This is a genomic window from Bifidobacterium intestinale, assembly GCF_023656765.1.
Lineage (GTDB): Bacteria > Actinomycetota > Actinomycetes > Actinomycetales > Bifidobacteriaceae > Bifidobacterium > Bifidobacterium hominis.
In genome coordinates this window covers 526,981-542,208 of record NZ_JAMOKR010000001.1, presented here as the reverse complement: position 1 = coordinate 542,208, position 15,228 = coordinate 526,981, and the positions used below count along the sequence as shown (strand labels likewise).

14 protein-coding genes are annotated in these 15,228 nt (G+C 56.0%); 10 read left to right on the top strand and 4 right to left on the bottom strand.

What is annotated here, in order from left to right; translation table 11 throughout:
* Positions 1-72: 72 nt before the first annotated feature.
* Positions 73-894, top strand: a complete 822-nt coding sequence (locus NBH13_RS02420) for a hypothetical protein (RefSeq protein ID WP_144090022.1) — start codon at positions 73-75, stop codon at positions 892-894.
* 209 nt (positions 895-1,103) lie between these two features.
* On the opposite strand, the gene NBH13_RS02415 is transcribed toward NBH13_RS02420, so the two are convergent.
* The gene (locus tag NBH13_RS02415) at positions 1,104-2,168 is read right to left on the bottom strand and encodes a YeiH family protein (RefSeq protein ID WP_144090021.1); all 1,065 of its coding nucleotides are present in this window, start codon (positions 2,166-2,168) and stop codon (positions 1,104-1,106) included.
* Between the two features lie 56 nt (positions 2,169-2,224).
* Entirely contained in the window at positions 2,225-3,571 is a 1,347-nt protein-coding gene (locus NBH13_RS02410) for a Na+/H+ antiporter NhaC family protein (protein ID WP_144090026.1), read from the bottom strand.
* Positions 3,572-3,770: 199 nt separating this feature from the next.
* Between NBH13_RS02410 and NBH13_RS02405 the strand changes: the two genes are divergently transcribed.
* The 9 genes from NBH13_RS02405 (at position 3,771) to NBH13_RS02365 (ending at position 13,427) form a co-directional block, all read left to right on the top strand.
* Positions 3,771-4,688 carry a DUF362 domain-containing protein gene (locus NBH13_RS02405; protein ID WP_099595401.1) on the top strand — a complete coding sequence of 306 codons (918 nt, stop codon included), beginning with the start codon at positions 3,771-3,773 and terminating at the stop codon, positions 4,686-4,688.
* Between the two features lie 11 nt (positions 4,689-4,699).
* Positions 4,700-5,296, top strand: coding sequence for a uridine kinase family protein (locus tag NBH13_RS02400; protein ID WP_099595400.1), 597 nt, complete (start codon positions 4,700-4,702; stop codon positions 5,294-5,296).
* 37 nt (positions 5,297-5,333) lie between these two features.
* A complete protein-coding gene (locus NBH13_RS02395) occupies positions 5,334-5,924 on the top strand; it encodes an ECF transporter S component (RefSeq protein ID WP_099595399.1) in 591 nt (196 codons plus the stop codon).
* Positions 5,925-6,044: 120 nt separating this feature from the next.
* Positions 6,045-6,884 (top strand): sulfite exporter TauE/SafE family protein, encoded by an 840-nt coding sequence (locus NBH13_RS02390; protein ID WP_099595398.1) that lies wholly within the window; start codon positions 6,045-6,047, stop codon positions 6,882-6,884.
* A gap of 74 nt (positions 6,885-6,958) precedes the next feature.
* The gene (locus NBH13_RS02385) at positions 6,959-7,705 is read left to right on the top strand and encodes a helix-turn-helix domain-containing protein (protein WP_099595397.1); all 747 of its coding nucleotides are present in this window, start codon (positions 6,959-6,961) and stop codon (positions 7,703-7,705) included.
* Between the two features lie 215 nt (positions 7,706-7,920).
* The gene (locus tag NBH13_RS02380) at positions 7,921-8,733 is read left to right on the top strand and encodes a histidine phosphatase family protein (protein WP_099570729.1); all 813 of its coding nucleotides are present in this window, start codon (positions 7,921-7,923) and stop codon (positions 8,731-8,733) included.
* 160 nt (positions 8,734-8,893) lie between these two features.
* Entirely contained in the window at positions 8,894-10,183 is a 1,290-nt protein-coding gene (locus NBH13_RS02375) for a uracil-xanthine permease family protein (RefSeq protein WP_099570728.1), read from the top strand.
* A gap of 354 nt (positions 10,184-10,537) precedes the next feature.
* A complete protein-coding gene (locus tag NBH13_RS02370; protein WP_195523795.1) occupies positions 10,538-11,248 on the top strand; it encodes an SDR family NAD(P)-dependent oxidoreductase in 711 nt (236 codons plus the stop codon).
* A gap of 106 nt (positions 11,249-11,354) precedes the next feature.
* Positions 11,355-13,427 (top strand): DEAD/DEAH box helicase, encoded by a 2,073-nt coding sequence (locus tag NBH13_RS02365; RefSeq protein WP_502801756.1) that lies wholly within the window; start codon positions 11,355-11,357, stop codon positions 13,425-13,427.
* Positions 13,428-13,567: 140 nt separating this feature from the next.
* On the opposite strand, the gene NBH13_RS02360 is transcribed toward NBH13_RS02365, so the two are convergent.
* The gene (locus NBH13_RS02360; protein WP_099570725.1) at positions 13,568-14,356 is read right to left on the bottom strand and encodes an ABC transporter permease; all 789 of its coding nucleotides are present in this window, start codon (positions 14,354-14,356) and stop codon (positions 13,568-13,570) included.
* Positions 14,353-15,150, bottom strand: coding sequence for an ABC transporter ATP-binding protein (locus NBH13_RS02355; RefSeq protein WP_250778771.1), 798 nt, complete (start codon positions 15,148-15,150; stop codon positions 14,353-14,355). The genes NBH13_RS02360 and NBH13_RS02355 overlap by 4 nt, the downstream gene beginning before the upstream one ends.
* Between the last annotated feature and the right edge of the window lie 78 nt (positions 15,151-15,228).

The window sequence follows — 15,228 nt, the reverse complement described above, 5'->3', positions numbered from 1 at the left end:
GACTCGTAAAATAGGCGAGGTTAACAAGACGAAGAACGATGACATCCGTCGATTCGCAAGGGGTGGACGCATATGGATTATCAGTATCAGGCCGTTGAACAGCCTTCCAATCCCCGCAAAACCTGGCCGATTGTCCTTTCCGTGGTCGTGGCGCTCACTGTGGTATGCGGCGCAGGAGTGTACGTCTACCACAACAAACGGCAGGAGGCGTTGGACACATGCCGGCAATCGCTTGCGGAATTCAGCTCGGCCCGTAAGGCCGTGCTCGACACATCCGAAAATGGTAGCGAGCTGCAGAAATTGATCCGTGGTGCGCTCGGCGTGAACGACATCATCGACGCGTTCGCGGACGCGGCCACCAGCGCAGAGAACACGGTCGATACGGAAGGCTGTAAGGCGGACGCCACCATCACGCAGCTCAATCTCATCGCCAAAACACTAGACAGCGCCACGGACTCCCTGAATAACAGCCTGAAGGACATCCAGGAGAAGAACGGCACGAATGCGCTGCAGGATTCGCGGAACGATTCGGATGGCACGACGAACAGATCATCCTCCAATACTCAGTCCAATACGTCATCGGGGCAATTGCTCGACGTTCCTTCGAACGGTTCTTCCGACACGGAATCGTTGGATGAATCGAAGAAGGAACTGCAGCAGTCGCTCGACAAGGCGGACAAACTGGTCAACAAGCTTGGCAAGGACGAAACACTGACGTTGACTGGCCGTAAACTGCTGTCCGCATTGTCCAAAGCCGTGGATTCCGGTCAAAAACTCATTGAAAACAGCAATATCAAGGATTCCAAGTACTACAAGGCAGCTAAAGTCACGCTCGATGAGGCCATCGATGTGGCCGAGAATTGGGTGGACAGCCAGGCGTCCAAAGCGCAATGACGATTCTCCCTCGTGTTGCTTCCATACGCGCGTCTAAAGTTTCCCGGAAAACGTCGACGATTATGACATCAGAGAATATGACGCCATGACGGATGGAAGCGTAAGAGGGTATACGAATGGTGAAATCGGGGTGTGGGCCGTCGGGAAACATCGCGTTTGCGAACCCGGTCGCCCGTCCATATCCTAGGCGATCGGGTTCGAAAGACCGATTAGAAGAACAGCGCTGAGACTCCGGCCGCAAAGCACATAAGCAGCACAGACGTGATGAAACTGGCGAGGAACGCCTTCTGTCCCTTTTTGGCGATGGCGCTGAAATTCACGTTGATGCCAAGCGCGGCCATGGCCATGCCGAGCACGATGTACGCGAAATCGACCAGATTCGGTGCGATGGCACCGATGAACGGCACGAACGTGCCGATGATGGAAGCGCCGATGAAACCGAGCATGAACCATGGGAACGACACTTTGCGTTTACCGTCCGCTGGCATTTCGGAATGGTTTTTATCCCACCAAACGGCGATGACGATGGCTGCGAACACCAGCATCAGTACTCGCGACAGTTTCATGATGGTTGCGATGTCCACCGCGCCAAACGCGTCGCCGGCCGCCACGGCATGGGCGATTTCGTGCAAGGAAGCTCCGGCGGTAATGCCCAGCTGTGTCTTACTCAAACCGGTCAATGGTCCAAGGGCGATTTCCAGTAACGCGAAGATGGTGCCCATGATGGCGATGATGGCCACGGCCATCACTTCGTTGTTGGCTTTTTCATCCTCTTTTTCCGGCGGTACTTTGATGGAGCCAGACAATCCCATGACGGCGGCCGCACCGCAAATGCCGGTGCCGCCCGCCACCAGAATGGCGAGTTGCGGGTCGACGCCAAATTTGCGGGCGATGGCGTAGCACACCACGATGGTGAGTGTCACGACCACGGCCGCGATGGGCAGACACTTGATGCCTTGGGTGAACAATACGGTCAGATTGAGCTTGAATCCGAGCAGAATGATTCCCAGACGCAACAGTTTATTGGAAATAAGTCCTGCTGCGTCCTTCACGCCGGACCTGTGCTCCGCGGAACGGCTGGAATACCATTTGCGAATCGGAAACTGGGCCACCATGCCGATGAGCAATGCGATGATCAGCGCGCCGAACAGACTGAATCCCGGAAACTGTTTAAGCCACGAAGCCACTAGTGAGGCAGCCAAAGTGACGATGCCGACGAAAACCATTTCCTTGGTGGCTATGCGAGCCCACCATTTTTTGCAAAAATCAATCACGTGTCTCAAGTGTTCCGGCTGGTTCGGACATCGGTATGGTGCGGAAAGCGATGACTTCAGCGCCGTGCCAACGATACTGAAATCCAATGCGCGATCGGCAGCAGGTACAGGAACACTGCCAATGTCAGACTGGACGTGGGTGCTCCCACCGAAGCGAGCGGCACCGCTCCGGCGATGGACCATGGAATCAGCGGAGCCACCACCACGGCGGTATCCTCCAAATCAATAACCCTACGCTGCTCGTCATTTTCCAAATTGCCACACAACTGATCAGTCAACATAATCGACAACGTCTGATTGCAGGCGACCGCGCTCGCAACCACAGACGTGACCAAAGTCGCACCAAACACGCTGATGCGTTCCGCCATCGAAGCGATAAGCCGATGCGCGCCATCCAACAATCCCGTTTCATGGAAAATACCGGAATACGACGAGGAAATGCAGACAATCAGCATTACCTTGATCATCGAAACAATGCCGCCGCCATCAATCAACGATGCCACCTGAGCGTTCGAACAATGAAAACCGAACACCAAAGCGCGGCCGATCTCCAGCCAATCCATATGCTGCACCAACACGCAAATCGGCAATGCAGTGAGAATACTCGCGCCCATCGTAATGCGCACATCCACTCGGGCGATCGCAAGCACCACAAGCACCAACGCGGGAATAACGGTAACCCAATGAAGATCGAACGCGCTTGAGAACAAACCCGCAATATCCATGGAACCTGCGGAAGGGTGCGTGCACAAAGCCAACACAGCATAAATCGCACACGTGATGATGAACGGAACAATGGATGTTTTCAACATCAGTACGATATTGTCGAAAATATTCGTATGTGTGAGTGTTTTGACCAATTGCGCGCTGGTGGAAACAGGGGAGCAGCGGTCGCCGAAATAGGCGCCCGACAGAATCGCACCGCCAAGGAATACTGGCGAAATCTGCATGGACGTGCCGAGCGTCATGGTGATGACACCCATGGTGGCGGCCGTGGCAAACGATGAGCCGGTCAGCAGTGACATGAGGCAGTTGAGCAGGAAGGCGAGCAGAATCACCACATGCGGACGCACTAGGCTGGAAGTGTTCGCCACGATGAACGGCACGGTGCCGGCGGCGCGCCATAGCGTGGTCAGCAGACCAATCAGCACGAACGTCACCACCACAATGCTTGCGGCGCGTACGGAGGCGAATCCTTTGGAAAGCATGGTTGTAAACCTGTGACCAGTGAGTTTTCCGTGGATGAGGAACATGACCACGCCGGCCAGCAGTGCGGGAACGATGGATATGTTGGTTATGATGCAGGCGATCAAAGCCGCACAGAACAGTGCCATCGTAACAAGTTCCGCCATGATGTTCCTTTCTTTAATGATTATCGCGCGGTACGTCAACGCCTTCGACATTCTTTTGGCGAATCGTGAGAACTCGGTAAGCGTAGCAGTCAACATGTAAACGCAATGAGTTCGGGTTAAGACATGGACATGGTCTTGCGCTGTTCCGATGGAATGGTTGAAATGACAGGAGTGTCGGTTTGGTTAAACCAAACTTGAGCTTGATAATCTGAAATCGGTTATGCTGAAGTGAGCAGAATCGAGGAGGATTATGACTGATTTCGATATTGCGAAAGCGCAGGAATTGGAGCATCGTACAGATGATGCGTCGGCTCCCGAGGTGTTCTTCACTCCCGTGATTACGCCGGAAAGCCTGGTTGTCGCGTACCATGCGTTGGGAGCCAAGACGGAAGGTAAGGTCGCCATCAAAATCCATTCCGGAGAATCCGAAAAATCCAATAATCTGAATCCTGCGCTGGTCAAGGATTTGGTGCAGGAGATTGGTGGAACATTGGTTGAATGCGCCACGGCATATGACGGCAATCGCGAGACGCCTGAGAAAAGCCTTGCCGTGTTCAAGGAACGTGGATACGCGGATATCGCACCGATCCAAATCATGGACATGGGCGGTGAAATCGAAATTCCGGTAGCCAAGCACCGTCATATCGCTTATGACATCGTCGGCAAGCATATCGACGACTATGATTCCATTTTCGTGCTCTCGCATTTCAAGGGGCATCCGATGGGCGGCTTCGGTGGCGCGCTCAAAAACGTGTCCATCGGCATCGCATCGTCGAACGGCAAACGCTGGATCCATTCCGCGGGCGTGGCCACCGACCGCTGGGTGGAAGCCGACCAAGATGACTTCCTCGAATCGATGGCTGAAGCCGACGAAGCAGTGATCAGCCACATGCATGGCAACATGATGTATCTGAACGTCATGAACCGCCTGTCCGTGGACTGCGACTGCTTCCCCACCCCATCCGAACCGGACATGCACGATATCGGCGTGTTGTCATCGCTTGACCCGGTGGCGCTCGATCAGGCATGCGTGGACCTTATCCACGTTGCCCCCGACGGAGCTTCCGTCACCGAACGCATCGCTTCCCGCCACGGCGAACACACGCTCGAATACGCCGAAGAGCTCGGCATCGGTTCACGCTCGTACCGGCTGACCGTGCTCGGCTGACAGTGTCCGCAATGACCACGAAACCAGCGGGAACCGGTGGTGTCGCAATCGCCCATATCGAAGCGCTGCTTGCCGAACGCGACCATGTGTTCGTTGCCATAGACGGGCCGTGCGCATCCGGCAAAACCACGCTCGCCGCAACCGTCAACAAGCGTTTCGGCGGCAACGTGCTGCATATGGACGATTTTTTTCTACGTCCCGAGCAGCGCACGACGGAACGATTCGCGCAGCCCGGCGGGAACGTGGACCGCGAACGGTTCGAAATGGAAGTATTGGCGCCGCTTCTCGCCGGAAAAACCGCGCAATACCGTCCATGGGATTGTCGTGCGGGCGATTTTGCGGCCTCTCGTACCGTCGAACCGGCACGTCTGACCATCGTGGAAGGCAGCTACAGCATGCATCCCGATCTGCGCGGGTACTACGATTGCATGATCTGCCTTGCGATTACGCCTGCTGAGCAACTGCGTCGGCTCGAGCAACGTAATCCGCGCATGCTGCGACGATTCGTCGATGAGTGGATTCCGTTGGAAAACCGTTATTTCGAAGAGACCGGAACCGAATCGGCTGCCGACATGATTGTCGACACTGCATCGCCGGATAACGTATGACGACCATTGAAGAGAAGAAAACAAAAGGAGAATGAATATGTCTGATTCCGCAACCATGTCCGTGCGCGCCTTGCGTCGTGCCGACCTGCCGAAGCTGAGCCTGAGCATCAAAGCCGCGGCCACTGTGCTGGCCATTGTGGCCGCGGTAGCATTGCCGCAGCTGTTCCATGTCATCGGTGCCGTTTCCGGGCAGGGCACCATGCTTGGCGTCGCGTTCCTGCCGATGCATCTGCCGATCATCTTCGTCGGCCTGATCGCCGGTCCTGCCGCTGGCGCCATCGCCGGAGCCGCCGCGCCGCTCGCCAGCTTCCTGCTGTCCGGCATGCCGATGCTGGCGATGCTGCCGCTGATGATGGTGGAATTGTTCGCGTATGGTCTTGTGGCCGGTCTGTTGCGTGAGGTCAAGCTGCCGAGTCTGGTGAAGGTGGTCATCGTCCAGCTGGCCGGCCGTGTGGTGCTGACCGCAGCCACTGCGATCGCTGTGTTCGCGTTCGGCTCAAGCAAGACGGTCGCCGCAACATGGACGAGCGACCTGGCCGCCGGTCTGCCGGGACTCGCCTTACAGTGGGCTCTGATCCCGCTCGCCGCCTACTGGACCGAGTCGCTGATCGCCAAGCGCAATCACTGAACAACGATAGTCCAAACGCGGCAGTCAGCCACGTTCTGAACAAAACAGGTATTTTCGGGAGCCAAGCCATTACGCTTGGCTCCCGTTGTCATATCAGTCGGGGAATCGGGAGTAACGGCCATGATCGCGGGAGTGTCCATCACCACATTGCTGCTGGTGCTCGCAGCCGGCGTCGGTGCAGGATTCGTTGGATACGCGGTCGGCGCATCCTCTCTGATCTCCTATCCGGCGTTGCTGGCGTTCGGCATTCCGCCTGTGCTGTCCAACACCACGAACACGGTGGGCGTGTGCGGTACGGGCATCGGCGGACTGCTTTCCGCCCGAAAGGAGCTTAAAGGCCAAGGCACGCGCGTGGCCGTCTATGCCTGCATCGGATTGGTCGGCGGCATCATCGGCGGGCTGTTGCTGTTGGAACTGCCGGCGAAGGTCTTCGAATTCGCGGTACCGCCGCTTATCCTGTTCAGCGCGATCATCATCGCGCTCAACCCACGGAAGAAGGCGGCCGCGCGCGACGCCGTGGCGCAGGCGCTGCCGCAATCGCATCAAGGCGAACTAGCCACGCGGATCGCCAGCAAAACCGCAAGCGGCACGTTGCGCAACGATCCGTGGTGGCTGTGGGTCGGCGTGAGTTTCGTCGGCGTCTATTCCGGCTATTTCGGCGCGGCAGCGGGCACGCTTGCCTTGGCGATCCTGGATTTGGGTAAGATCGGCCCGTTCCATCAGATCAACGCGTTGAAAACCGTGGTTGGCTTCGGTGCGAACATTTCCGCCGCAATCATGTTCATCATTCGTGGATCCGTGTATTGGCCGTTCGCCATCATGATGTGCCTCGGCTGTACCATCGGCAGTGCGATCGCACCGCCCGTCACCCGCCATATTCCGGAGAACATCATGCGTGCCGCCGCCGTGCTGACCGGCATCATCCTTGCCGTCAAACTCGGCTGGTCCACCTACTTCTAAGCAAAATAGATCGGTTTTTGTGTGCAATGGCGATATCCTTGAAAGAAAGATAGGTACAAAACGGCAGGGGAATAATGGCGATTGTCGATGAGGCGAAACTGGGGTACCTGGACTTTCTTTCGCGTGAGGATCGGGTACGCCACCATCGCTACGTTGAGGAAATGAAACAGTATGACATGATGCGCGCCGGCGACGTCAATGCCATTTCGGAAAGCGCGAAACTGTGGGATTCTGGACTATACGGCCATCTGTCGGACGATCCACTCAAAAACGCGAAATACCGTTTCGTTACCACCATTACCTTGGCCACGCGTTTCGCCATCGAAGGTGGCATGGACGAGGAAGACGCCTACAACGCTTCCGATCTGTACATTCAGGATCTTGACAATTGCAAGACTCCGGAAGACGTGCGCCGACTGCACACCGACATGATGACCTTCTTTACTTGGGCCATGGCCGACATGCAGAAAACCGACACCCATTCCAAAGCCGTCAACGAATGCATGGACTACATCCACTACCATCTGCATGAGAAAATCACTGTCGCGATTCTGGCACAGCACGTGCATTTGAATCCCACGTATCTGTCAGAACTGTTCGCACGCGAAACGGGAACGTCATTGTCGCAATACATTACCGACAAACGTATGGAAGCCGCCGAAAACATGCTGAAATATTCGGAATACAGCTTCAATGAGATCGCGCAGATCCTCGCATACCGGTCACAAAGCCATTTCACGAAAGTGTTCAAAAAACATAGCGGCATGACACCGGGGGAGTATCGCAAGAAATACTCGCAAACCGGCATTTGGCCGGAATAAACTTGCGGACGGTCGCGTTTTTGCATCGTTGCAAGTGGTCCAAGTGAATCGCAAGTAACCTGTACGCGAATTTCCGTGCACAAATCGCATAAATCAGCGTACTTTGATGTGTGAAATCCCTGCAAATCAGCTACGGTGGAAACAATTCGATGACGATACGCGCGGATAACGAGTAGCGAAGCGCGTGAAGTAAGTAGGAAAAGGAAAGAAATACTATGGGAATGCCCCTTGATCTGTATGTGATTCGACACGGCGAATCCGAAGCGAACGTGATTATCAGCGCCGGCGAACAGGGCGACAATTCGTTGTACACGCAAGACAATGTGACCGTGCCGGATCGTTCGTGGAGACTCACCGCGATCGGCCGCAAGCAGGCGGACTGCATTGGACGTTGGCTGGTTTCGCAGCAGCAGCTGTTCGACCGTTATCTGGTTTCGCCGTACGTGCGAACGCGCGAGACTGCCGCCACCATGGCGTTGCCGAAAGCGAAATGGGAGGAAACTCGCGTGCTTCGTGAACGCTCTTGGGGTGAGATCAGTACCGTCACCAAAGACGATTTCAAAAACAATTATGAACGCAATTGGCTGTTCAAAAACACGGATCCGCTGTATTGGCGTCCGCCGGCAGGCGAGTCGATTGCGGATGTTGCGGAAAACCGCGTGCATAATCTGCTCACCTCGCTCAACCGCAAGTCGGATGCGGAATCCGTGGTGATGGTCAGCCATGGCGATCTCATGCTGGCATTGATGCTGACGTTGGAAGACCTTTCCGACGAGGAATTCATGCACCGTGCGGCGTCCGACGAATGGAAGATCACTAATTGTACGTGCTTCCATTATTCGCGTCGCGATCCGGCCACCGGGCGCACGCATAAGCGTTTCCGCTGGGAACAGACCGCCCGTCCGGTGTTCGACGATGCGGAAGGCCGTTGGGTGGTGAAGGTTGAGGATTGGCGTGAATTCAAGCGTCCAGTGCTGTCGAATGGCGATTTGGTGGACGTTGTTCATGCGGTCGACCGTCACCTGTGATGTGCGTTGGTCTGTTGATTGCATGATCGGATTGGCTGATATCGACGATTAATGCCCCCATCTTGCGTGCGAAACGCGTCCGTGTCCACACCCCGCTACAATGGCTGTGACACGCGGCGCGTTTTTGCTTGCCGCGCAAGAGAGTTAAGGAGACAATCGCATGTCCAATCTGTTCACGTGGCAGGTCCACGGTGACGGCAAGACGCTGAAGCCGGGCGAAGTCGTTGAGCCTGACGAGCGCCTGACGTGGCCGCGCACCGCCGAAATCGGCGCACAGCATGTCATCGCCATGTTCGGAGCCACGTTCCTCGTGCCGATTCTGACCGGTTTCGACCCGTCCACCACCTTGTTCTTCACGGCCATGTCGACCGCACTGTTCCTGCTGATCAACAAGAACGTGCTGCCGAGCTACTTGGGTTCGTCCTTCGGCTTCATCGCCCCGATCACCGCCGTCACCACGGCGAACAAGGGCATTGCCGTCGCATCCTTCGGCATTCTCGTCACCGGTTTGCTGCTGGCTCTGATCGGTGTGCTCGTGCACTTCGCGGGCGCCAAGTGGATCGACATCATCATGCCGCCGGTGGTCAACGGTGCAATCGTGGCCATCATCGGTTTCAATCTGGCTCCGAGCGTGTGGAACAACTTCCAGGTCGCTCCCGATACCGCTATCGTGACTTTGGCTGCCGTGCTGCTGGTAGCAGTGCTGTTCAAGGGTCTGCTTGGCCGACTCAACATTCTGATCGGTGTGATCATCGGTTACGCATACGCTTGCATTCGTGGCCAGGTTGACTTCTCCGCCATCGGCAAGGCTGCTTGGGTTGGTCTGCCGACTTTCCACCTGCCGCAGGTTGATTTCACGATTCTGCCGATGTTCGTTCCGGTGGTGCTCGTGCTCGTTGCCGAAAACGTCGGCCACGTCAAGTCCGTTTCCCAGATGACCGGCCGCGATTATGACGACCAGATCGGCACCGCCCTGTTCGCCGACGGTCTTGGCACCACCATCGCCGGTTTCGGCGGCGGTTCCGGCACCACCACGTACGGTGAGAACATTGGTGTGATGGCAGCCACCAAGGTGTATTCCACCGCAGCCTACTGGTGCGCGGCTGGTTTCGCACTGCTGCTGAGCCTGTGTCCGAAGTTCGGTGCCATCATCAACACGATTCCGGCTGGCGTGCTCGGTGGCGTGACCACTCTGCTGTACGGCATGATCGGCATGGTTGGTATCCGTATTTGGGTTGAGAACAAGGTCAACTTCGACAAGCCGCTGAACATCATGGTGGCCGCAATCACCATGATCATCGCCATCGGCCAGTTCGCGTTCGCCTTCAATGGCATTTCCTTCAACGGCATCGCCATCGGCACCATCGTGATCCTCGTCTCCTACCACGGCTTGAAGGCCATCGGCAAGGCCACCGGCACGATCGACAAGAACGACCCTGACATCCTGTGATGCAATAATCATTTGCATCGTTCTGAAGGCCCTTCCCAAACGTTCCCTGTTCCGGAAGGGCCTTTTGCGTACGCCTGTGTAGCTTTCGCGTGTGCAAGGCATTAGAGATGCGATGAGGATATGACGATTATTGAGAAGTTTCAAGATGAAAGCATACGTCGGAGTCTTCGTCGATATGGCATCTCTGAAATTTGGTTGTACGGGTCTATGGCTCATGGGGATACGAAATATGTGGGCTCGCTGAAAACGGTGTTGAATGTGTTACGTCAATCGTTTGACTTCATGTGGGGTTGAACGGTTATGATGGTGCAAAAAAGGGGCTATGTTCTTTTTTTGAATGAAGGAGTTCGTCGTATGAGTACCGCAGCAGGAAAGAAAATCGCCATCGTCACCGGTTCCGCACTTGGATTGGGATATGAGCTGACTCGACAGCTGATCGCCAAAGGATGGTTCGTTGCTGGTATTGATTTCAATGGCGCACGTCAAACGGAGCTGTCAAAGACTTTTGCTGCCGACGAATACAGAGCCTTTGTGGGCGATATTTCCGACGAATCGTTCGTGAAGAACTCCGTTGCCGCAATCTCGAAAATCGGTCATATCGATTTGCTGATCAACAATGCAGGCCAGCCTTCGTTCAAAGTCCCGACCGCATACGAGGCGGCCGACGTGGACAAGTGCCTGAAGGGTCTGAAAGGCATGGTGCTGTGGAGCGTGGAAACCCTGAAGGCGGACGGCGAGCGGGATCTCAAAATCGCCAACGTCATGTCTACCGCGGCGACGCGAGGCAACCCCAACGAATCCGTGTACTGCGCCACCAAGTGGGGCGAGAAGGGCTACACCAAGAGTTTGCAGGCCGCATACAAGGGAACAAGTGTGAAAATCGTGGGTGTCTATCCAGGTGGCATCGACACCTCATTCTACCGTGACAGCCATGACTACGTTTCGGAAGAAAAGCAGCATACCTTCATGCGTGCCGACCAACTGGCCGAAGTGATTCTGTTCAATCTGGTCAATGAAGCGAATCTGACCGTCACCGACATTGAAATCAACCGCAATCCGGCGTGAATATAACGGATATGAAGGATTGAAGGAACGTAAGCAAAAGTATTGGGCATAGGCTACAGTTATCAGGTTTGCGCAACGTGCGTAATATTTGACATGAAAGGCCATTGTGCCCGATACCGTTTTTGATGAAGATACCCTCGCAGCCGCTTCCGAAGCGATGGGCGAGGAAGAGGAACGTCCGCTGACGTTCGCCGAACTCGGCGTTCCTGGTCCGCTGGTCCGCGTGCTTGCGGCTGATGACAAGAAAACCGCTTTCCCGATTCAGGCCGACACGCTTCCCGATTCGTTGGCTGGGCGAGACATTCTTGGCCGTGGTCGTACTGGATCCGGCAAGACGCTGGCATTTTCGATTCCGCTGGTCGCTCGCTTGGGTGAAGTGGATGCCAGCGAGTATGAGAACATGAGCCAGTTCCGCCACGAGGTCAATCGTGTGAAGCAGGCCCATGCCGAGGAGCGTCGCGCCGACGATTTCGTGCCTCATCCGCGTGGTTTGGTGCTTGCTCCGACCCGTGAGCTTGCCAACCAGATCAACGACGTGCTGATGCCACTTGCTCAGATATACGGCATCAACACCACCACCGTGTACGGCGGCGTACGTTATGCCCGCCAGATCCGTGACCTTCAGGCCGGTGCCGATATTGTGGTGGCATGCCCAGGTCGTCTTGAGGATTTGATTGAACAGGGCGCGCTCACCTTGGACAAGGTTGAGGTCGCGGTTATTGATGAGGCCGACGAAATGGCCGATATGGGCTTCCTTCCGCCAGTCAAGCGACTGCTCGGCCAGATTTCGTTCGACGCGCAGATCATGCTGTTCTCCGCCACGCTCGACCATGGCGTGGACGAAGTGGTGGAAACCTTCCTGTCCGATCCGAAGGTGCATAGCGTCGATTCCGCGACGGCGACCGTTGACGAGATGACCCACCATGTGTTCAAAACCACGCTGAGCGACCGTCACGAGCTGGTGCGCACCCTCGCTTCCGGCAAGGGCCGTCGCATTCTGTTCACCCGTACCAAATTCCAGACGCAGAAGCTTGCCAAGGATTTAACGCAGAACGGCATTCCTGCGGCTGAATTGCACGGCAATCTGAGCCAGAACCAGCGTGACCGCAATCTGGCCGCCTTCAACTCCGGCGATGTGAACGTTATGGTGGCCACCGATGTGGCCGCGCGAGGCATCGACGTTTCCGGTGTGGAACTCGTGGTGCAGGTCGAACCGCCGGAAGATCCGAAATCCTTCCTGCATCGTTCCGGACGAACCGCGCGAGCCGGTCATTCCGGTGACGTGGTGACCATCATTCTGCCGAATCAGCGCCGCAGGACCCGTCGCATGATGCGAGAGGCCGGACTGGAGGTCGAGCCGATCGACGTAACCCCTGATTCGCCGGAAGTGTTGGAACTCGTAGGTGAAGTGGCCGAGCCGGTATTCGGCTGGACGCTTGAGCAGTCGCAGCCGGCAGGCAATCCGCGCCGCAGGAAAAACGGCAATGGCGGTGCCGACGGCGAACGTTCCGGCAAACCGAACCGTTCCGGTGGACGCAACAAGGATCGCGGCAAAGACAAGGGTGGCAAGCCGTTCAAGTCCGAACGTAAGGATCGTCGCAATCGCGACCAGCGTGAGGAGCGTAACGACAACGCCAAGAAGTTCGAGCCGAAGCAGAATCGCGCTGAACGTCGTGCCGCCAAGTTCGAAGGCCGTGACAATCGCGAATTCGAGGCGCGCGAACATCGTTGGGAACATCCTGAAATTCAGGAGGAACGTCGTGACCAGCGTGAGGAAAAGCGCAATAACAAGCGTCGTGAAAAGTACGCGCGCCTGCATGAGCAGCAGCGCAGTGACAACGAACAGCACGAAACGGCGAACAAGCGTAGGCACGACGGCGATTACGGCAATACCAACAATCGCAGGGGGCCGGGAAAGAAGAAGTCCGCGCAGCTTGCGAAAAAGCAGGGTGTGCCAAGCAAGAAGCAGCGCAAGTCTGAAGCCCGTGCCGAACGTCGATATGACGACGATCGTCGTTCCAAGGGCAAGAAGCATGACGAGCGTTCCTCGGATGCGAAACGCTATGACCGTCATACGGAGGTCAAGCGTGGTGGCCGTGGCGAACGTCACGACAAGCATGCCGGGCAGTCCCGCCATCGCCATGCGAACATCAGGAAAGCGCCGTTCCGCACGCGTTGATCGCTGAAATGCAAAATCAAAGCTTGCATAGCTGGTAAACAATAGAAAACGGTGTCCGCCAAGGTTCATGAGCACTTGGCGGACACCGTTTTCTATTAAAACTGATCGTCTATTAATTTGATTGGCTATATGAAAGTCGTTCAGTCTGCAATCGGATTATATTGGTCGTCTGCAGTGAAGCACTTGCGGTACGCCATCACCATAATGAGACTGTCAGCCAGAAGTGTCAACGCTGCAATGGCGGCGAGAACCAGGAACTGGTATTTCGCCGCATCGATAGGATTGCCGCCGGCGATGATCTGACCGGCCATCATGCCAGGCACCGTCACAATGCCGCTGGACGCCAGCGAGGCGGTAGTTGGCAGCAAACCCAAACGAATCGACGAGACGATGGACGGGCGCGCGGCCTCCCAAGCGGTCGCACCCAACGCCAGCAGCGTATCCACTTCGTCACGGCGTTCCTTCATGCTTTCGAAAAACCGGCTCAATCCAACCGCCAAAGCGGACACGGTATTGCCGAGCAGCATGCCAGTCAACGGTACCACCAATTGCGGCGCATACCAAGGTTGCGGGCGAATGATCAATTCGGTGACCAACGAAATCATAATGAGCATGGTGATGACCAAGCTCAAAAACACGGGACCGGCCAAGCCCTTCGGCACACCTTTGGCACGAGACAGGGTGATCTGCACAGCCGCGATCAGCATGAACATCACCAGCAGCAGCACCAGCCATGGATTGTTCGACTTGATGACGAACTCCATAATGAAACCCATGGCGCACAATTGCAGCAACGCGCGGCATGCCGACCATAGCAGTGTCTTGCCAATGCCCATGCGCATCGCTTCGGAAATGCCTGCGGCCACGCCGACCATAACCAATGCGATGAGCAGACCCCAAATATCAATGGAATAGTAATTGCCGCTCATGCCTGCACTCCTTGCACCGAATCGGACTGTGCCGCGAAATCATTGGAATCATTGGTTGCTGCGGTGTGCGGAGCATTCGCACTCTGCAATACGCCATTGGCCAGTGTGAGAATGCGTGTGGCACGCCCATCCGGCGGGCGATGGCGAATACGAATCACCGCCATGCCCCGCTCTGCGGCCTGAGCCATGATGGATGCCACCTTATCGGCGTTCTCATCATCCAAACCGGCATCAACCTCATCGGCAAGCAGCACTTTCGGCGAAGTAAGCAAGGTGCGCGCCAAACTCACACGGGCGGCCTGGCCTCCAGACAAGTCATGCGGAGCACGCCCCAAATCAATATCCGCGCAGCCAATGGCGTCAAGCGTGGCTCGAATGCGAGCATCCGGCAGTAGATCTGTGGGTTTGAGAGACTTACCGGCCGACCATTTTCTGTCGAATCCTTGCTTGCCTTCGCCCGCACGGATAGCCAATGTGAACGGTAAACGAATCGCCTCGGCCACACTCGAACCGATCAATACCGGCTTCTGCGGCAAATACGCCACCTGACTACGCCACTGCTGCGGTGTGAATTCGCTGGCAGGGCGCCCTTCAAGCTGAAAATTGCCGTTCGCATTCGGATTCAATCGTGCAAAAGCGGTAAGCAGACTACTCTTGCCCGATCCGGAAGGGCCGACCAAATCCATAATCTCACCATGCTTCACATCAACGGATAATCCGCTGAAAATCGTGCGTTTCTCACCGTCGACCGGCACGACACAGGAAACATTCGACGCCGAAAAAACATACTGCATAGTCCAACACCATACCGCTTGACTGCCGGTCGGGAGCATTGGATGTGTTTCTTAGAGTATTCTAAGCTGGAATCATAT